This window comes from Luteolibacter sp. LG18 (assembly GCF_036322585.1).
Taxonomy (GTDB): Bacteria; Verrucomicrobiota; Verrucomicrobiia; order Verrucomicrobiales; family Akkermansiaceae; genus Luteolibacter.
This window is the reverse complement of the sequence record NZ_AP024600.1, coordinates 1,406,575-1,425,837: the sequence shown is the minus strand read 5'-3', so window position 1 is coordinate 1,425,837 and position 19,263 is coordinate 1,406,575. Positions and strand designations below refer to the sequence as shown.

Genomic DNA, 19,263 nt, shown 5'->3' with positions numbered 1-19,263 from the left:
ATGCACGCCACCGCCGCCGAGGAAGCCCGCTACGCCGAGCTGCAGCGCATCGCGCTCGACGCCGCCCGCCACGGAGACATCGCCACGCTCGCGCCCATGCTGGACGCGGGCCTGCCGGTGGACCTCCGCGATGAAAAGGGCAACTCCCTCCTCATGCTCGCCGCCTACCACGGCGAGCAGGCGGCGGTGGAACTCCTGCTCGGACACGGGGCCGATCCCGATGCCCGCAACGACCGCCAGCAAACGCCGTTGGCCGGGGTTGCCTTCAAGGGCCATCTGGAAGTCGCCCGTGTCCTGCTCGCCGCCGGGGCGGATGCTGCCGCGGACCAAGGCGGCGGTCGGACCCCGGCGATGTTCGCCGCCATGTTCGGCCACACCGACCTGCTCACCCTGCTGAATGAAAAATCCGAGCGCCCGCGGTCGCGGATGCTCGGATTGAAACTCACCAGTTGGGCGCGGCTGGTGTCCGCGTTGCGGCGTTGGTTCGCGCGCCGCGAAGTAGCGCGAAGCTGAGCTTCGCGTGCGGGGCAGGGTGCTTTTCAAGGCAAGGGCATCCTCCCCCCATGCGATCCACGAGAAGGATGCGAAGCCAAGCTTCGCGCTACCCTATTTCGCCTCCAGCGCCTTCTCGACCGCCTCGCTCACGTCGGAGAGGTCCGGCTTGGTCTTCGGTTCGAAGCGCGCGATCGGCTTGCCGTCCTTGCCGATCAGGAACTTGCCGAAGTTCCACTTCACATCGCCCGGGAAAGCTCCCTGCGGGCCGGTCAGCGCGGCGTAGAGCGGGTGTTGCTCCGGGCCTTTCACGTGGATCTTCTCCATCAGCGGGAAGGTCACGGCGTAGGTGCTTTTGCAGAATTCCTGGATCTCCGTGGCGGTGCCGGGTTCCTGGCCGTTGAAGTCGTTGCAGGGGAAGCCCAGGATCACCAGGCCCTTCTCCTTGTATTTCTCATACATCGCCTCCAGCGGCTTGTACTGCGGCGTGTTGCCGCACTTCGAGGCCACGTTCACCACCAGGACGACTTTGCCATTGTAGTCCTTCAGCGAGGTTTCCTTGCCCTGGATGTCCTTGAACGGGATCGCGGTGAGGTCGGCGGCGAAGGCGGAGGCCGCGAACACGATCGAGGGAATGACGATTCGGTGGAGCATGAGTGCCACCGTAACAGCCATTCGGGCCCGCGCATTTCAAAAAACCGGATCTTTCGGCCGAGAAAATCCCCGTTGCGATCTAACGGATCTGAATAAAGGTATCCGGGAATGCGTTGAAAATCACGTCATGAAAAACATCCCGACCCTCGTGTTCGGTGCCCTTCTCACCGTGGCAGCCGCTGTTCCCGCGGAAGCAGCTCCCTATCATCATGGCCCCACGTATCCGTCCCGCCCACCGGGCTACTACCCCGGCCCGCCGCCGGCCCTGGTCTACCCGCAGCGTCCGGCCAGCCCGCGCGAGCGGAAGGAAATTCGTGCCCAGCTCCGCCTCCGCCAGCTTGGCTACTACCACGGCCGCGTCGATGGCGACATCGGCCCGGTGACCCAGCGCGCCATCGCCCGCTTCCAGCGCGACCACCGCCTCCGCGTCACCGCGTGGCTGGACGTCTTCACCCTCCGCGCCCTCGGCGTGCTCTGAGGAGTTGAGGCTTCAGCCGAGGAAGGTCTTCAAGGGGGGCGGAGTCTGGTGACTTCGCCCTTTCTGCATCCACCGGATGCCCTTGCCGCAGACCAAGCATCCCGCTATCCGCTGCGCATGACCGTCGAGAAACGCATCGGGGATCTACTGGATGGCATCGAGCGCCAGCACGGTTTCCGCATCCTCTACGCCTGCGAATCCGGCAGCCGTGCGTGGGGCTTTGCCTCCCCGGACAGCGATTACGACATCCGCTTCCTCTTCGTCCACCCGCGGCACGCCTACCTCGCCATCGGGGGCGCCACTTCGGCCATCGATCTCCCGATCGTGGATGAACTCGATGCCGGCGGCTGGGACGTGCGGAAGGCGGCGGGCCTCCTCGGGAAATCGAACGGCGCTCTCCTCGAGTGGCTGCATTCTCCCATCGTCTATCGCGAAGAACCCGGTTTCCTAGGCCGCTGGCGCGCCACGGCCCGCGACGTCTTCTCGCCGCGCGCCGCCTCCGATCACTACCGCGGTCTCGCGAAGCAGATGTGGCTCGGCAAGCTCCAGTCCGACCAAGTCCGGGCGAAGGACTACCTCTACGCCCTCCGCGCCACCCTCGCCGCGCGTTGGATCCTTTCCGGCAAGGGCATCCCATCGGTCGCCTTCGCGGAACTGTTGCCGATTGCTCCGTCCGATGTGCAGGAGCTGGTGCCAGCCCTGCTGAAACACAAAGCCGCCACCAACGAGGGCGAACGCATGGCCCGTCTGCCGGTGCTCGATGCGTTTCTGGAGGAAGCCTCCGGACAGTTCGACGATCTGCCGGACCGCTCACACGCGGACCTGGCCGTGCTCGACCGCCTGTTCGCCACCGAACTGCGTGATCCCGCCACCACGATTCTCAAGCCGGAGGACCTCACCTTGGATCGCGTCCGCCAGCCGGACCTGCTGTTGTTCGATACCGTTGCGGGCAGCCACGCCTATGGCACCGCGGTTGAGGGCTCGGATGAGGACCGCCGCGGCGTCTTCCTCGCGCCGACCTCGTTCCTGTTCGGACTCGATGCCATCGAGCAGGTCGCCGATGAACGCAACGACGAGGTCTACTATGAGCTCGGCCGTTTCGTGGAGCTGCTGCTGCGGAACAATCCGAACGTCCTTGAGCTACTCGCCTCGCCGGACGACTGCATCCGCTACCGCCATCCCTTGTTCGACCGTCTCCGGCCGGAGCTGTTCCTGTCGAAGCGCTGCGCCGCCACCTTCGGCGAATACGCCATGGGCCAGATCCGCAAGGCCCGCGGGCTGAACAAGAAGATCGTCAATCCCCAGCCGGAGCGGCGCATGGAACTGCTCGAGTTCTGCCATGTGCCGGAAGGCCAGGGCAGCCTGCCGGTCCGCGATTGGCTGGCGGCGCGCGGCCTGCACGCGGAAGACTGCGGCCTCACCGCCCTGACCCACGCCAGCGACCTCTTCGCGATCTACCATGATCCCGCCGTGAACTACCGCGGCATCGTGTCGCCGAAGGATCCGGACGCGCTCCATTTCAGCAGCGTGCCGAAGGACGCCGCGCCCATCGCCTGGATGACCTGCAACCGCGATGCCTTCCGCGCCCACTGCAAGGCCCACCGCGAATACTGGGAATGGGTCGCCAACCGCAACGAGCAGCGCTACCGCACCAACGCGGAGCACGGCCGCGGCTACGATTCCAAGAACCTCCTCCACACCCTGCGCCTGCTCGACATGGCCGAGGAAATCGCCCGCGAGGGCGTGCTGCGGGTCCGCCGCCCGAACCGCGACTTCCTGCTCCGGGTCCGCGCCGGGGAGTTCGAATACGACGAACTCGTCGATCGCGCCGAGCAGCAGCTCCTTCGCGTCCGCCAGGCATTCGAGAAGAGCTCGCTGCCGGACGAACCCGATCGCGACCGGATCAACGCCCTGCTCGTCGACATCCGAAACGAGTTTGAAGTAGCACAAGTTTCCAACTTGTGAGCGCTGGCGGCGGACCGTGGTGAAATACCCGCGACATTTCCCATGGGTCCGCTGCACCCATGCGCAAGTTGGAAACTTACGCTACCTCAGCCCCTCAAACACCAGCCCGAATTTCGCCAGGTACTTCTTCAATCGGTCCGCGTCGTTCGTCACCGCCCGCTTCTTCCGCGATACCGCGAACAACTGCCTTCCCGCTTCCGACAGCGTCTTCGAGCGACGGCACACCGCCACCACGTGCGCGAGCTGCACCCGGTCGAACGGATCGATCTTTTCCACCCGCTCCCCGAGCACCTCTTCCAGATCCACGCCGTCCGCCGTGCCGCCCGCGCCCGGCCGGTGCCAGCTTTCGCGCAGGCGGTCGATTTCCTCGTCCACTTCCTCCACCCGGATGCGTCCGCGCGGTGCCAGCGTGGCCATCCGCGTGACCGCCGCGTTCAGGTCGCGGAAGTTCCCGGACCACGGCGTGTCCACCGCCTCCGCGAAGGCCAGGAAACGCTGCCGTGCCTCCTTGTTGAAACTCGCCTCACGCCCGTGCGATCCCGCGAACCGGCGCAGCTCGTAGTCCAGGTTCGGCGCGATGTCCTCCCGCCGCTGCGCCAGTGAGGGCAGCGTGAAGGTCCACAGGTTGATGCGTGCCAGCAGGTCCTCGCGGAAGCGCCCCTGCGCCACCTCGCCGCGCAGGTCGCGGTTGGTGCCCGCGATCAGAAGGAAATCGCTCGTCGCCGGGCGGTCGGAGCCCACCGGCAGGAAGGTCTTGTCCTCCAACGCCCTCAGCAGCATCGCCTGCTCGTCCAGCCCCAGTTCCCCTATCTCGTCGAGAAACAGCATGCCGCCGTCCGCCTCCCGCAGCAGCCCCGGCCGGTCGCGCTGTGCGCCCGTGAACGAGCCCCGCACGTGGCCGAACAGAGCCGAGGCCGCCGTGTCGCCCTGGAGGGTCGCGCAGTTGATCTCCACGAAGGGCCCCTTCAGACCGCCGCGCTGCTTCTTCAGCTCGTGCAGCCGCCGCGCGAGCTGGGACTTCCCCGCGCCGGTCGCGCCGTGCAGCAGGATCGGGGCCTTCGACCGCAGCGCCACTTGCTCGATGCGGTCGATCATCCGGTTGAACGCGGAGTTCCGCGTCGCGATCCCGCTCTTCAGGAAATCCGTGGCCTCCGCCTGCTCTTCGGCGAAACGGGTACTAAGTTTATCGTACTTCGAGAGATCCAGGTCGATCAGTGAGTAGCTCGCGCGCGGGGCCTTGCGATGGCTCTTCCCCACCGGCGGCGAGGTCTGGATCAGCTTCCCCGGAAGGGTTCCCGCCTCGTTCAGCAGGAACAGCGAGATCTGGGCGATGTGGGTGCCGGTGGTGATGTGGACGTAGTACTCCTCGTGCTCCGGATCGAAGGGGTAGGCCCGCGCCCAATCGTGCAGCGCCCCGTACACCGCCTCCAGGTCCCACGGGTCGCGCCCGAACGCAACCTCGTGCAGCCGCGCCTCGGTTTCCGGCGAGACCTGCCGCACGTCCGCCAGCACCTGCCCGGACAACTTCGAAAAGCTCTTCTCGGCCAGCAGTTCGAAGCGGTCGAACAGCAGCTCCTCGTGCTGGAACAGCGAAACCGTCGGTCGCCAGGTGTCCCAGCGGTCTTCCCAGAAGCCGTGGTCCAGCTTTGTGCCGAGGATTCCGATGGCCACTCGCTTCATGGATAAATTCTTATCCGATAAGCGATTCTAAAGGAAGAAAATAGCGACCGATTCCGACCCTCGAAAAAATCCGAACATTTTTAATCAATTCGTAGTGAGTGAATTGCGATTGGTGGATTTTGCCTCTCACCCCCTTTGGCACGGGCCATGCCAATACCTCTTTCGTCCGGCGCAACTCCCGGACATCCCCACCATGGCCAATCGCAACCTCTTCCAGACCATTCGCGGCGTCCTCGCTCCCCGCACCGATGCGGTCAACGACGCCCAGGCTCCCGCCTACGCCGGTTCCCCGGAGGCCGCGCTCGCTCAGCTCGCCGCCACCGGCTGCCTGAACCGCACGTTCTACGCGACCGCCGAGACCCAGCTCGACCGCGTGCTGGAGTTCGCGAAGCAGGTGGACGTGGATTTCCTCGCCCGCACTGCCCTCTATGCCCGACGCCGCGCGTTCATGAAGGACGTGCCCGCCCTGCTCTGCGCCGTGCTCGCCACCCGCGATCTCGACCGGCTCGCCGAAGTCTTCCCGCAGGTCATCGACAATGGCCGGATGCTCCGGACCTTCGTCCAGATCCTCCGTTCCGGCGTCACCGGCCGGAAGTCGCTCGGCTCCGCGCCGAAGCGCCTCGTCCGCCAGTGGCTCGAACGCGCCACCGAGCGCCAGCTCATCGACGCCTCCATCGGCAACGCGCCGTCGCTGGCGGACATCGTGAAGATGGTCCACCCGCGTCCGGCCGAGCCGTCCCGCGAGGCGTTCTACGCCTGGCTGATCGGAAAGCCGTGGAACCCGGACGTCCTGCCCGCCGCGCTGCGCTGCTTCGAGGACTGGAAGCGCGACCGCGCCGGTGACATCCCGGCCGTGCCCTTCCAGATGCTCACCGCGCAGGACCTCGGTGAAAAGGAATGGGCCGCCATCGCGCGGAATGCCTCGTGGCAGACCACGCGGATGAACCTGAACACCTTCCTCCGCCACGGCCTCGCCGGAAATCGGGAACTCGTCGCCACGCTGGCCAAGCGTCTCGCCGATCCCGAAGCGATCCGTCGCGCCCGTGTCTTCCCCTACCAGTTGCTGGTTGCCTTCCTCAACGCCGCGGCGGAAATGCCGCACGCGATCAAGGAGGCGCTCCAGGATGCGATGGAAGCCGCGCTCGGAAACGTGCCGGACATCGCCGGGCGGGTGGTCGTGTGCGCGGATGTGTCGGGATCGATGCAGTCTTCCGTGACCGGTTACCAGAAGGGCGCGAGCTCGAAGGTCCGCTGCGTCGATGTCGCCGGTCTTATCGCCGCTGCCTTCCTGCGGAAGAACCGGGACGCCCGCGTCCTGCCCTTCGAGTGCGACGTGGTGAAGCTGAAGCTCAATCCCCGCGACAGCGTCATGACCAACGCGGCGAAGCTGGCGAAGGTCGGCGGCGGCGGAACGAACTGTTCGGCCCCGCTCCGGTTGCTGAACGCGGAGAAGGCCCAGGCCGACCTCGTGATCTACGTCTCGGACAACGAGTCGTGGATGGATGCCCGCCAGGGTGGCCGCGGGACCGCGGTGCTCGCGGAGTGGAATCTCTTCAAGCAGCGCAATCCGAACGCCCGTCTCGTCTGCATCGACCTGGTGCCGAACACCACCGTGCAGGCACCGGACCGCGCGGACATCCTCAATATCGGCGGATTCAGCGACACCGTCTTCGACCTCGTCGCCGCCTTCGCGGCGGGAGCGGACGGAACGGACCACTGGCTCCGCGAAATCGAAAAGCAACCCCTCAAGACACGACTGAAAATCGCATGACCTTTTGCCGCCGCGGCGAATGCCGGCGGGAATACATCTCGAAAGCAGATAGCGGGTTCGACTCCCGTCGGGCTGATCGACCAGTCCGGACGCCGATGGCCGGCACATTCTCACCCTCCTTGCCGCCGCGTCGGCATCCCCTCTCCACGAATGCCCGGAAGATTACATTTGGGACCGGCATGGCAGGTTCGGATACGAACCCAAGCGGCCGGAATGTTCTTCCGCCAATTCTTGTCGTGGACCTCCTTCAAACACACGCCGAATGCCAGGCGGGACTACATCACCACTGAACCGCGGGCCTGAGAACCCGCCCGGATCAAATGATCCGGTCACGTCCCGCCGCTCCTTGTCGGCACCTCCTTTCGCGAATGCAGGAAAGATTACATTGATTCCATTGGTCGGCGGTTCGAGTCCGCCCCCGTTCCCTCGCTGGGACTGCGGTAGCTCAGGGGTAGAGCAGTGGACCCGTCTCTTTCCGCCCCTTGTCGCGAATCCCCTTCAATCCTTCACGCCGCATACTGGCGCTTTCATTCCAAACCATCCCGAACGGCGAATGCCGGTGAAACTACATCACTTGCCCATGACAACGGACGTTTCACCACTCCTTGTCGCCGTTCCCTCTTCTTCAATCATGCACGCCGATCGTCATCCATGTCCCTGCTGCGGCTACCGCACGCTGCCACTTCCGGCGGGCGGGACGATGGAGATCTGTCCGGTGTGCTTCTGGGAGGATGTCGGGGATGGCTGGTGGGTGCTCGATCTGCCCTGGCTCTCCGAGGCCCAAGCGGAGTTTCTCCTCACGGGAGCTGTGGTGCCTGCGTTCCTCGATTCCGTCCGCAGGCCATTGCCTGAAGAAGAACGCTCGGTTCATTGGCTTTCGGTCGAAGGAATGCGGGAGAAAACCATCCGCTTCATCGAGGAAGCGTTCGCGAAGATTCTTCTCGGCGGTGGCATCAATCTCCGCCAACAGCAGATCATCGACGACTGGGGAACGGAGGAAGAAATTGTCGCGGCTGCCTCGAAAGATCCGTCCGCCCGCTGGCAGGATATTCCGGATGGCGCTTTGGCGGCCCAGTTCGGACTCACGCTTACTTACCTCGATCTGGAATCCATCCACTTCCATCTCCCCGCATTCATGCGATACATCTTGAGGCATTGGTCGATTGTCGATTCCGAGACCGGATTCGTGCTTTCCGATCTCGCCGGAGGCCCGGAATCAAGCGATCACTTCGGACCGAAGTTCCGCTCGCTGGAGGGTAAACAACGCCAGGCCGTGGCGGCGTTCCTCTCTTTTTTCACCCACTACGACCACAGCAAGAATTGGGAAGCCGCCAAGGGCCTCGAAAGAGGATGGAGCAACCACCTCCCCGATTTCGTCCGTCTCGCTTACCTTTGATATCCGTCCTCGACTCATTTCCAACATTTGTCACTCGATCCTTCCACCCATGAATTCCGATCGTCATCCATGTCCCTGCTGCGGCTACCGCACGCTGCCGTCTCCGGCGGGCGGGACGATGGAGATCTGTCCGGTGTGCTTCTGGGAGGATGTCGGAGAGGCATGCTGGCTGATTGACCAGCCGACCCTCGCCGAGGCCCAGCGGAACTTCCTGGCTCATGGAGCCACTGCTGCCCAGTTCCTGAACATGGTCAGACCTCCCTCGTCGGAGGAAGCCCGCTCCGGGCATTGGCTGTCGGTGGAGCAGATGCGGGAAAAGATCCTCCGTTTCGTGGAGGAATCCTTCGAAAAGGTATTGCTCGGCAACGGAATGAATCTGGCCCAGCAGGGACTCCTGGAGGACTGGCATACCGATGCCCAATACCAGTCTCTCGCGGGATCCCCGCAGCTTCGATGGCAAGACATTCCGGATTCCGCCCTCATCAGCCTGCGTCATCTCACGTTGAACTGCCTCGACCCCGTTTCCGTCCGATTCCATCTCCCGGCGTTCCTGCGCTTCACGCTGAAAAGCAATCGCCACCGGGAACTCTGCCACAATCTCATCTTTTACAGCTTGGAATGCGGCCCTACGCCGGATGACCAGCGATTCAACCTGCTTTCGAAGTCACAGCACCAGGCGGTCGCCGCCTTCCTCTGTTTTTATGAACGCTACGATCCGGCTGGGAACGAGGAGGCGACCAAGGGCCTCAAAGCCGGATGGAGTCAATGGGTTCCCGACTTCGTCCGTCTCGCCTACCTTTGATTTTCCAACCACTCCCGATCGGCGGATGCCGGTGAAACTACATTGTTAAAGACAACCTGGTCGTCGGTTCGAATCCGACCCGGACTTCCCCCGGTGGTCCGGTAGCTCAGTCAGGTAGAGCAGGAACGTTCCACCACACCCTTGCCGCCGTTCGATCTCCTTATCAGCACCATGGACAACGAACCCGATCATCCCTTTTTCGAACTCGATGAATATCCGGAGAACCGTGGCCTGATGAAGGTCATGGGCAGTCGGCCTGCCTTTGAACTTCTGCGGGACGCCGTGAACCGGCTTCTCGATGGAGATGAGCGCTCCGTTCTCGTGGGGGATGCCGATATGAACATCGCCTGCATTGAATTCATCAAGACGCCTGAAGAGAAGCGAGTCGAGGCGGAGAGCTTTGGGAACCGCTGCAGCCTGCTGGGCTGTCTCACCCTGATCGTTTTGGTCGCCGTCTTCGCTCTTTTCGGACTCAAGCAATTCGTGGAGCTGTATCTCCTGTAGCAATCCTCTCGATTTCACGCCCTTCCAATTTTCCTTTTCAAAAACATGAACATCCACAAGACCGATGAAGCGCTGGGCTTCATCCCCCTCCCGAATGACTCCGGCAAGCCGATCACCGTGGTCGGAACCGATGCGATCCGCGACCACTTCGACTCCACCTGCCTCCAGCAGGCGGTCAATTCCCGCCTCGCCCCGGGAGTGACGGACGTGATCCTCAACCCGGACGGCCACGCCGGTTACGGTGCGCCGGTCGGCTGCGTGATGGTTTCGCCGACCCACATCTATCCGGGCCCGGTGGGCGTCGACATCAAGTGCTCGATGTCGCTGCTCCAGCTCGACATCCCGGAGGACGCGATCGTCGACAAGAAGGTCCGCCGCGCGTTGATCAACGCCATCATCGAGCGCACTCCGACCGGTGCTGGCCGTGGCCAGCGGACCGTGAAGAAGTCGCGCCGCGTGGACCAGTCGACCGGCGTGCTCGCCGTGACCGAGGGTGCCACCGCCCGCGTCTGCGAGGCCCTCGGCATCCCGCCCGAATGGGCGACCCGATGCGAGGACTCCACGCACCACGGCCACGATGGAACCTACGACGCGCTCCGTAGCCGCCTCGACTTCATCCTCGCCTCCGGGCTGGTGCGGAACTTCGCGTCGAAGATCGAACAGCTCGGCTCCTACGGCGGAGGCAACCACTTCGGCGAGTGCGAGATCACCCGCTTGTCGGACCGTCCGTCGATGCTCGCCGCCGCGGACACCTTCGGCCTGAAGGACGGCCACGTGTCGTTCCTCAGCCACTGTGGATCGCGCGGCCTCGGCAACCTGCTCGCGCAGGGCCAGTTCAAGGACCTGGAGCACAAGTTCCGCCAGTGGGCCACGCCGTTCCCGGCCGGGGACAAGCAGCTCGTCTACGCGCCGCTCGGAACCCCCGAGGCGGATGCCTACCTTGATGACATGGCCATCGGCGCGAACTTCGCCACGGTGAACCACCTGCTCATCAACGCGCTCGTGCTGGAAGCCTTCCAGGAAGTCCTGCCGGGCGCGCAGGGAAACCTCGTTTACTTCATCTCGCACAACATCGCGCGGGAAGAGGTGCTCGATGGCAAGAAGGCCTGGGTCCACCGCAAGGGCGCGACCCGCGCGATCCCGGGCGGTCACTTCTCGCTCGCCGGAACCCCGTTCGCGGAAACCGGTCACCCGATCCTGCTGCCGGGCAACCCGCGCGACGGCTCGGTGGTGATGGTGGCGAAGGGCGGGGCCGAGCGCACCGCCTGGTCGGTCAACCACGGCGCCGGGCGACAGATGGGCCGGAAGCACGCGGCGCGCACGCTCGACCAGAAGTCGGTGGACGCGGACTTCGATGCCTCGGACATCCTGACGAACTGCCGCCAGTACCCGATCGACGAAGCACCGGACGCCTACAAGAATTTCCCGGAGGTGTTGCGGAGCGTCGAGGCCGCCGGTCTCGCCGAAACCGTGGCGAAGCTCCAGGCCCGTTTCGTGATCAAGGACTCCGCCGAAGCGGACGATTAACCAAGGAGTAGGGACATTCCTGTCCCGTCTCTTCGAAAAGGAATGATGAAACCCATCCAACTCGACGGCTCCGAAGGCGGCGGGCAGATGCTCCGCACCGCCCTCTCGCTCGCCATGATCACCGGGCAGCCGTTCCGCATGACGAACATCCGTGGCAAGCGACCGCGGCCGGGCTTGATGCGCCAGCATCTCACCTGCGTCCGCGCCGCGATGGAAGTTTCGGACGGCACCGCCGATGGCGCGGAACCCGGCTCCACGGAGCTGGTGTTCCGCGCCGGGAAGGTACGGCCCGGATCGTACCAATTCGCCATCGGCACCGCGGGCAGCACCGGCCTGTTGTTCCAGACCCTGCTCCCGGCCCTGTGGCACGCGGACGGGGAAAGCACCCTCGTGCTCGAAGGTGGCACCCACAACCCGCTGGCGCCGCCCTTCGAGTTCCTCGACCGTGTCTTCCTCCCCGCCGTGCGCAGGCTCGGTGTCGAGGCCTCACTCACCCTCGATCAAACCGGCTTCGCGCCCGCGGGCGGCGGGCGGATCTCGGCGGTGGTCCGGCCGTGCGGCAGCCTGGCGAAGCTGGAACTGCATGAGCTGGGCACTCCCTTGGAGCGCTCCCTCACCGTCGTCTCGCGTCGCCTGCCCGCCCGGATTCCCCAGCGCATGCTGGAGTCCGCGCGCGCCGTGTTGGAGTGGGACGAGCACTGTTTGGACACCCGTGAGGACGGGCCCGGCATGGGGATCTGCCTGCTGGTCGAGCAGCGTTTCGAGCACGGCTCGGAGCTGTGCTCGTCCTTCGGCGAGATCGGCGTGCTGGCGGAAAAGATCGGCCACCGCGCGGCCCGGGCGATGCAGAATTTCCTCGGCAGCCGGGCGGCCGTGGGCACCCACCTCGCCGACCAGCTCCTCATCCCGATGGCTCTCGCGGGCGGCGGCTCCTTCACCACGATGAAGCCGGACGACCACGTCCGTACCAATATCGCCGTGATCGAGCGTTTCCTGCCGGTGAAGTTCACCGTCCGGGAGGTCGAGCGTGGCCTGCGGGTGATCGCCTGCGGCCCGGCTTGAATTTACCGGGCGTTTACGGACAGCCCGGCGGGGACGCGGTATCCGTGGGGTGTGATGAAAACGCACATCCATTTCCTGTCCGCCGCCTGGCTGGGCCTCGCTCTCCCGTTGATGGCGAAAGGCGCGGAAGACCCGCGCCCGCCGGAGGTCGATCCGTCCCCGGCCAAGAACAAGGTCCAGATCGCCCTGCTGCTCGACACCTCGAACAGCATGGATGGACTGATCGACCAGGCGAAGACCCAGCTCTGGAAAGTCGTCAATACTTTCACCGACGCCAAGCGCGACGGCGAGCCGCCGCGCATCGAGGTGGCCCTCTACGAATACGGCAACAACAACCTCAGCGTCGACAACCAGTGGGTCCGCCAGGTCCAGCCGCTCACCCGCGACCTCGATTCGCTGAGCAAGTCGTTGTTCTCGCTCAAGACCAACGGTGGCGAGGAATACTGCGGCGCGGTCATCCAGCGCTCGCTTTCCGACCTCCGCTGGGATGACGCCAAGGACACCTACAAGGTGATCTTCATCGCCGGCAATGAACCCTTCACCCAGGGCTCCGTTGATGCGCGGAAGGCCTGCAAGGAGGCTCTCGCCAAGGGCGTCACCGTCAACACCATCCACTGCGGCAGCCGCGAGGAAGGCATGTCCGGCTCGTGGCACGATGGAGCCGCGCTCGGTGGCGGAAAGTTCATGGTCATCAACCAGGACCGCGCCATCGTCAGCGTCCCTGCACCGCAGGACAAGCGGATCTCGGAGCTCAACCTCGAGCTCAACAAGACCTACCTCGGCTACGGAAAGGATGGTGCCGCCGGAGCCGCACGCCAGCAGGAGGCCGACCGCGATGCCGACGCGAACGCCAAGTCCGGCGCGGCCAGCAGCCGGATCGCCGCCAAGACCGGCACCAATTACTCGAACACCAGTTGGGATCTCGTCGATGCCTGGAGGGAGAAGAAGGTCGATCCGGCGAAGCTCGCGGATTCCGCCGTGCCCGCCGCCATGCGCGATCTCAAGCCGGAGGAACGCACCGCTTACGTCGAAAAGACCGCGAAGGCCCGTGCCGACATCCAGGAGCAGATCCGCACCCTCAACCGCGAGCGCGAGGCGTTCGTCGCCGAGGAAATGAAGAAGCAGGCCGTGAAGGGGGACAAGACGCTCGATGAAGCCCTCGTCGAGGCCACCCGCGAGCAGGCCACGGCCCTCGGTTACACCTTTGCCAAATAACCCCGCCATGAAAACCACCCTCCTTCTCGCCCTGCTGCCCTGCCTCGCCGTCGCACAGGACGGGCCTCGTCCTCCCGCATTCCTCTTGGTCGGCTCACCCTCACCGGTGCAAGCGGCGCCGAACCCGAAGATCGACTACCCGGGTTTCGTCAAAGCCGCCGAAAGCCTGGAGACCGTCCGTGCTGCGAATCGGATCAGCGAGGACGATTTCCTCCGCATGATGGCCGAGCCGAAGACCGTCGTGCTCGATGCCCGCAGCCAGGCGAAGTTCGATGAAATGCACGTCAAGGGAGCGATCCACCTCGATCTCACCGATTTCAACGCCCCGGCGTTGGAAAAGCTGATCCCGGACAAGACCACGCGCATCCTCATCTACTGCAACAACAACTTCCAGGGCGCCGAGCGCTCCTTCCCCTCGAAGGCCGTGCAGGTCGCCCTCAATGTCCAGACCTTCATCAATCTCCACACCTACGGCTACAAGAACGTGAAGGAACTCGCCCCGCTCATCGAGATCTCGAAGGTGAAACTGCCGATGGAGGGCACGGAGATCCGGAAATAGACGCCGCCTTGCCCACGGCACGCTCCCGCGTGTATCAAGGAAGCCGACATGGCTGAAACCACCATCCTCGTTGTCGAAGACGACCCCGCCGTCCGCCGCGGGGTCGTCGATGTGCTGGAGTACGCCGGTTATCGTACCTTGGAGGCCGCCGACGGCCACGCCGGCATGGACCTCGCGCTGCGGGCGAACTACCGCCTCGCGCTGCTCGATCTGGTCATGCCCGGGCCCTCCGGCTTCGAGATCCTGGAGGCCTTGCGGAAGAAGCGCCCCGGCCAGGCCGTGATCATCCTTTCCGCCCGCGGCGAGGAGAACGACCGCGTCCGCGGCCTCACCACCGGCGCGGATGACTACGTCGTGAAACCTTTCAGCATGAAGGAACTTCTCGCCCGCGTGGATGCCGTGCTGCGCCGCACCTGCGAACGCGCCGCCCCGGCCAGCGAGAGCGCCATCCCCGGCGGCACCGCCGATTTCACCGCCCGCCGCCTGACCTTCGCAGACGGGCGTTGCGAGGAGCTTTCGGAGCGCGAGGCCGACCTGCTGCGCTACCTGGTGGAGTCTCCCGGCCGCATCGTCACCCGCGAGGAAATCCTCCGCCAGATCTGGGGCCTCGATCCCGACCGCACCGAGACCCGCACCATCGACATGCACGTCATGCACCTGCGGACGAAACTCGGCGACAAGGACCAGACCGTCCTCGTCACCGTGCGTGGCAAGGGCTACCGGTTCAACGCGGAGGTGCTGTCATGAAATCGACCGGTGGCGGTTGGTGCATCTGGCTCACGCTCGCCGTGTGCGCGGCCGTGGTCCTGGGTGCGATGACCTGGCTCACCCGCAACGTGCTCGACTCGGAGCGGGACCGCGCGGGCGCCGAGGCCCGCGCGGACCTCCAGGAGCGCATCCGCCTTTCCCTTTGGCGCATGGATGCCGCGGGCGCGGCCATCATCGTGGAGGAAAGCCAGCGCCCCGTGACGGACGTGCCCGGCACACCACCCATTGCCTCCGATACCCCGGTGCGGATGCGCTTCGAACTCGCCGAGACTGGCAGCCTCTCCTCGCGGGAGGGCGAGGAGCGCCTGCCCGAGTTGAAGCGCCTGCTCCGTGAGACCAGCGAGGGCCGCGCGGTCTTTACCGCCGTGTGCGGATCAATCGAGGTCAGCGCCAATGCCTGGGGGGCCAATCTCCAGGAACCGAAGCCAAGTCAGGAATTGAAAGTCGCCGGCAAGCGCGGCGGCAGTGATCCCGAGCAGGCCTATTACAACGTGAAGGAGCGCGCCGAGCGGAGCAAGGCGGTGGAAAGCCAGGTCGCCAAGGCACAGAACACGTTTTCCAACGTCAACAACGGTGTCTACCAAGCCGATAACCAGCCATTGCCCCGCGTCATCCCCCAGATGGATGCCAGCGGAAACACCCGCGTGCTGCTCGATGCCGGGCCGCTCCGCGCCTCCTGGATCGGCGGCGAGCTTTTCCTGCTGCGCCGCATCGTGTGGGAGGGCAGCCCGCCCCGCGGGGGGAAGAGCATCCAGGGCGTCTGGCTGAACTCGGCACCATTGAAAAAGTCCCTCGCCGGAAACATCCGCGATCTCCTTCCCTCCGCCTCGTTGATCGCCGCGAATGGCAGCTCGGACGATGGCATGGTGCTCGCCTCGTTCCCCTTCCGCCTGGTCACCGGTGAGAAGCCTTCGCCCGCGGTGGTCCCCCGCCCCATCGTGATCTCCCTCGCTGCGGGCTGGGCTGCCGCCGTGCTCGCCATCCTCGCCGCCGCCGTGCTCGTCCGCGGCGTGATGCGTCTCAGCGAACGCCGCGCCTCGTTCGTCTCCGCCGTCACCCACGAGCTGCGCACGCCGCTCACCACCTTCCGCCTCTATTCGGACATGCTGGAGGTGGGCGCGGTGAAGGAAGAAAAACGCGGCGACTACCTGCGTGTGTTGTCCCGCGAGGCGGACCGCCTCTCCCACCTCGTCGAGAACGTCCTCGCCTTCTCCCGCATCGAACGCGGCAGCGCTCGCGCCGCCGTGCGCCAGACCAGCGCCCGCGAACTCCTTGAGCCGATGCACGAACGCTTCGCCTCGCGCCTCGCGGCGGTGGGCATGACGCTCGACATGAACCTCGCCGGAGACTCCGCCTCGCGCCTGTTGAAAGTCGATGCCGCCGCGGTGGAGCATGTCCTCTTCAATCTCGTCGACAATGCCGCGAAGTACGCGGGAGAAGGCGCGCTCGCGATCCGTGTCGAGGCCCGACCGCGTGGCGTGGCCATCCGTGTCACGGACGGTGGACCCGGCATTCCCGCGAAGGAGCACAAGCGCATCTTCCGCGCCTTCCACAAGTCCGCCCGCGATGCCGCGGAAACCCGCCCGGGTGTCGGTCTCGGACTCGCCCTTTCCCGCCGCCTCGCCCGCTCCATGCACGGCGACTTATCCTACGAGGATGCCCCCGGCGGCCGCGGTGCGTCCTTCCTCCTGACCCTGCCCTCTTGAAACGAAAACGGGCTGCCGGAATTCCGGCAGCCCGTGTGTTCGCGCGAAGGATCAGTTGTCGTCCTTCTTGCCCTTCTCCCTGTCCTTGCCTGCGCCCTTGCCGGATTGTGGACCGCTTCCACCGGAGGGGGCCACCTGCGGTCCCTTCGGCACCACCCGCTCCACCTGCTTCGGCTCGGGTTGAGGCTTCGGCTGAACCTTGGGTTCAAGCTTCGGAACCACCTTCGGTTCCACCTTGGGAACCTCGCGGCGCTCCACCTTCGGCGTGTCCTGCGGGATCACCTTGCGCTCGATCTCCTTCTTCTCCGGCGCTTCCTTCGGAATCACCTTTTTCGGTTCCACCTTCGGTCCTTTGTCCGGATCGATCTTGGGTCCTTTGTCGGTGTTGCTTTTCGGGCCCTTGTCCATGTCGCCCCTTGGAGTGTCCTGCGGGACCACCTTGCGGCGCGGCTCTTCGCCACCCTTCGGCTCGGTGGAGTCACCGGACTTCGGACCCATGCCCTTCTTGCCCTTGCCTTCATCCGGCGTGTCGATCTTCGGGCCGGGGCCGGGCTTGATCTTGTCGTCGATCGCGGTGTCGCCCTTGCCTTTGCCTTTGCCCTTGTCGAGGTTCTCGTCGCCAGGGATGACGGCCTTCTTCGCCATCGGCAATTTCGGCGGGGCCTCACCCTTCGCCAGCTTGTCCGCGGAGCGTCCCATGATCGGGGACTTCGCGAGCTGGAGTTTCGCGGGGGCCGTGAGCTTCGGAGCATCGCCCTTGGCGGAGCCTTCGAGCTTTTTGCGGTCCATGGCGAACTTCACCATCTCCTTCTTCTGCTCGATGAACTTCGCCTTGTCCGGAGCGGCCAGCGTCTTGAATTTCATCGGGCCCTTCGGATCCTTCGCGTACTGCGAAAGCGGCGTCACGAACGCCATGCCCTTGCCGGGCTTGCCGGCCTGTGCCAGCGCCTGGAGCGCCGCCCAGTTGCGTGGCGGGCGGGCGTTCTCGTTGTCGCGGCGGAACATGAAGTCCGTCTCGCGGGCGTGCAGCCAGCCCTTGTCCTTGCGGTTCAGCCAGATCTCCTTCGCGAAGATCGGGTCGAAGCCGCGGCGTCCCGAGTTGAACGAATAGGCGGCGTAGAACCCGCTGTCGCTGTAACGGGGTGCATAGTAGTCGCCGTAGTAGTAGTGGCCGTAGTTCGGGCGGAGGAACAGGTGGTCGCCGAAGATTGCCAGGCTGATCACCGTGAGCGGCGAATACAGGAAGCCCGGGCGCGAGTAATAGCCGGACGCGAAATGGACCGGCGCGAACAGCACCCCGCGGCGCGGCACGTCATAGTCCCAGTAGCCCGGCACGTAGACATAGCCATGCGGCGTCCAACTGTAGTGCGAGGGAATCCACGTCCACTCCGGTTGTGCGGGTTGCCAGTAGCCGGGGCTCCAGGCGTAGCGGTCCTCCTGATAGAGCCAGCTTCCCGGAATCCACACGTCATTGTCCGAGGTGGAGACCACGCTCGGGCCGCGCTCCAGGCTCGCCGGCGGCTCGGGAAGATACGTCACTTCCTCGGTCTTCGCGTCCGACCAATAGCCGGACACCCATTGGTAGCCGTCATCGAGCGGGTTCCAATAACCGGGTACCCACTGGCGGCCCGGCGGCAGGTTGCGCCAGATGCCGCTGATCCAGATGAAGTCGGCGGTCTCGTCGTCCCACGCCCAGTAGCCGGGGATCCAGGTGACGTTCGTGCCGACCAATTGCTGCTCCGGCGGCACCTCTTCGATCGCGGCCGGCGGCTCCTTCTTCACGATGAGGCCGGGCGTCGGGTTGTAGCTGATCGTTTCGGCGAAGGCCTCGTGCACCGGCCCGCGGGTCAGCGTTTCGACTCCCTCTTGCTGCTGCTCTTCGGCCGGGATGGCCCGCGCCGGTTGGAGCGTGGTCAGAGAGCCGCACAGCGCCCACGCGCCCACGGTTCCCCAGATTGGAATGTGTTTCAGGTTCATGATCGGTCCTTTCTCAAAAAGCGGGTTCTGAATGGGATGCAGTGATCGCTCCCCAAGCTTAAACGCTAAGCGACTTCATGTATTCATGCAAGATGCGGCGAGGGCGTGATTTGCCCGGTGCCGCGTTGCACTCCGCACGGATTCGGCGGGAGAAAAAAGAATCGCGAATGGACCTGAATAATTCGGATTGGTTCTTCGTTCCACCCAGTGTCATGAAAACGACCCAATTGTTCGGTGCCCTGATCGCCGCGACCCTTTCCACCACTTCCCTGGCCAAGGCCGACTGGTTTGGTTCCTACGACGACCGCGGCTCTTACGAAGCCCGTGGCAGCGGCTACGTCGAAGTCGACTACCGCGGTGGCCGCGGCGGTGATTACGACCGCGACCGCGGATACGGTGGTGGCTATGGCGGCGGCTACGGAGGTGGTGGCGGCTACGGCGGCTATCATCGCCGCCCGATGAGCCTCGAAGCCCGCGCCCAGCTCCGCCTCCGCCAGATGGGCTACTACCGTGGCCCGATCGACGGTGACTTCGGCTACGGTTCCCGCCGCGCGCTCGCCCGCTTCCAGCGCGACCACCGCCTCCGCATCAGCGGCTGGCTCGACTGGTCCACCCGCCGCGCGCTCGGCCTCTGATCGGGGCGGAGGTTCATCCCGGATATGAAAAGCGCCGCTCCTCTTCAGGAGCGGCGTTTTCGTGCGAGCATC

At 64.9% G+C, this 19,263-nt stretch carries 17 protein-coding genes; 14 read left to right on the top strand and 3 right to left on the bottom strand.

Features of this window, described 5'->3' with window-relative positions; translation table 11 throughout:
• The gene (locus tag llg_RS05990; protein ID WP_338288778.1) at nt 1-513 is read left to right on the top strand and encodes an ankyrin repeat domain-containing protein; all 513 of its coding nucleotides are present in this window, start codon (nt 1-3) and stop codon (nt 511-513) included.
• 93 nt (nt 514-606) lie between these two features.
• On the opposite strand, the gene llg_RS05985 is transcribed toward llg_RS05990, so the two are convergent.
• A complete protein-coding gene (locus tag llg_RS05985) occupies nt 607-1,146 on the bottom strand; it encodes a glutathione peroxidase (RefSeq protein ID WP_338288776.1) in 540 nt (179 codons plus the stop codon).
• 127 nt (nt 1,147-1,273) lie between these two features.
• Here llg_RS05985 and llg_RS05980 point away from each other — a divergent pair, with 127 nt between their 5' ends.
• Nucleotides 1,274-1,624 (top strand): peptidoglycan-binding domain-containing protein, encoded by a 351-nt coding sequence (locus tag llg_RS05980; RefSeq protein WP_338288774.1) that lies wholly within the window; start codon nt 1,274-1,276, stop codon nt 1,622-1,624.
• A 117-nt stretch (nt 1,625-1,741) separates the two neighbouring features.
• Entirely contained in the window at nt 1,742-3,589 is a 1,848-nt protein-coding gene (locus llg_RS05975) for a nucleotidyltransferase domain-containing protein (protein WP_338288771.1), read from the top strand.
• An 81-nt stretch (nt 3,590-3,670) separates the two neighbouring features.
• On the opposite strand, the gene rtcR is transcribed toward llg_RS05975, so the two are convergent.
• Nucleotides 3,671-5,269, bottom strand: a complete 1,599-nt coding sequence (gene rtcR, locus llg_RS05970) for an RNA repair transcriptional activator RtcR (protein WP_338288769.1) — start codon at nt 5,267-5,269, stop codon at nt 3,671-3,673.
• Between the two features lie 193 nt (nt 5,270-5,462).
• On the opposite strand from rtcR, the gene llg_RS05965 reads away from it, so the two are divergent.
• The 10 genes from llg_RS05965 (at nt 5,463) to llg_RS05920 (ending at nt 16,579) form a co-directional block, all read left to right on the top strand.
• On the top strand, nt 5,463-7,040 hold the full coding sequence (locus llg_RS05965; RefSeq protein ID WP_338288767.1) for an RNA-binding protein: 1,578 nt from the start codon (nt 5,463-5,465) through the stop codon (nt 7,038-7,040).
• A gap of 346 nt (nt 7,041-7,386) precedes the next feature.
• Nucleotides 7,387-8,436, top strand: a complete 1,050-nt coding sequence (locus tag llg_RS05960) for a DUF6714 family protein (RefSeq protein WP_338288765.1) — start codon at nt 7,387-7,389, stop codon at nt 8,434-8,436.
• A 49-nt stretch (nt 8,437-8,485) separates the two neighbouring features.
• Nucleotides 8,486-9,238 carry a DUF6714 family protein gene (locus llg_RS05955; protein WP_338288763.1) on the top strand — a complete coding sequence of 251 codons (753 nt, stop codon included), beginning with the start codon at nt 8,486-8,488 and terminating at the stop codon, nt 9,236-9,238.
• A gap of 171 nt (nt 9,239-9,409) precedes the next feature.
• The gene (locus llg_RS05950) at nt 9,410-9,742 is read left to right on the top strand and encodes a hypothetical protein (protein WP_338288761.1); all 333 of its coding nucleotides are present in this window, start codon (nt 9,410-9,412) and stop codon (nt 9,740-9,742) included.
• Nucleotides 9,743-9,787: 45 nt separating this feature from the next.
• Nucleotides 9,788-11,269, top strand: a complete 1,482-nt coding sequence (locus tag llg_RS05945; RefSeq protein ID WP_338288759.1) for an RtcB family protein — start codon at nt 9,788-9,790, stop codon at nt 11,267-11,269.
• Nucleotides 11,270-11,311: 42 nt separating this feature from the next.
• Complete coding sequence (rtcA, locus tag llg_RS05940; protein WP_338288757.1) at nt 11,312-12,331, top strand: RNA 3'-terminal phosphate cyclase; 1,020 nt, start codon at nt 11,312-11,314, stop codon at nt 12,329-12,331.
• A gap of 54 nt (nt 12,332-12,385) precedes the next feature.
• Nucleotides 12,386-13,546 carry a vWA domain-containing protein gene (locus llg_RS05935; RefSeq protein ID WP_338288755.1) on the top strand — a complete coding sequence of 387 codons (1,161 nt, stop codon included), beginning with the start codon at nt 12,386-12,388 and terminating at the stop codon, nt 13,544-13,546.
• A gap of 7 nt (nt 13,547-13,553) precedes the next feature.
• A complete protein-coding gene (locus tag llg_RS05930) occupies nt 13,554-14,105 on the top strand; it encodes a rhodanese-like domain-containing protein (RefSeq protein WP_338288754.1) in 552 nt (183 codons plus the stop codon).
• A gap of 48 nt (nt 14,106-14,153) precedes the next feature.
• A complete protein-coding gene (locus tag llg_RS05925; RefSeq protein WP_338288752.1) occupies nt 14,154-14,852 on the top strand; it encodes a response regulator transcription factor in 699 nt (232 codons plus the stop codon).
• Entirely contained in the window at nt 14,849-16,579 is a 1,731-nt protein-coding gene (locus tag llg_RS05920) for a HAMP domain-containing sensor histidine kinase (RefSeq protein WP_338288750.1), read from the top strand. Before llg_RS05925 ends, llg_RS05920 begins: the two co-directional genes overlap by 4 nt.
• Before the next feature lie 51 nt (nt 16,580-16,630).
• On the opposite strand, the gene llg_RS05915 is transcribed toward llg_RS05920, so the two are convergent.
• The gene (locus llg_RS05915) at nt 16,631-18,556 is read right to left on the bottom strand and encodes a hypothetical protein (protein WP_338288747.1); all 1,926 of its coding nucleotides are present in this window, start codon (nt 18,554-18,556) and stop codon (nt 16,631-16,633) included.
• Between the two features lie 212 nt (nt 18,557-18,768).
• Here llg_RS05915 and llg_RS05910 point away from each other — a divergent pair, with 212 nt between their 5' ends.
• Complete coding sequence (locus llg_RS05910) at nt 18,769-19,191, top strand: peptidoglycan-binding domain-containing protein (RefSeq protein WP_338288745.1); 423 nt, start codon at nt 18,769-18,771, stop codon at nt 19,189-19,191.
• Nucleotides 19,192-19,263: the final 72 nt, after the last annotated feature.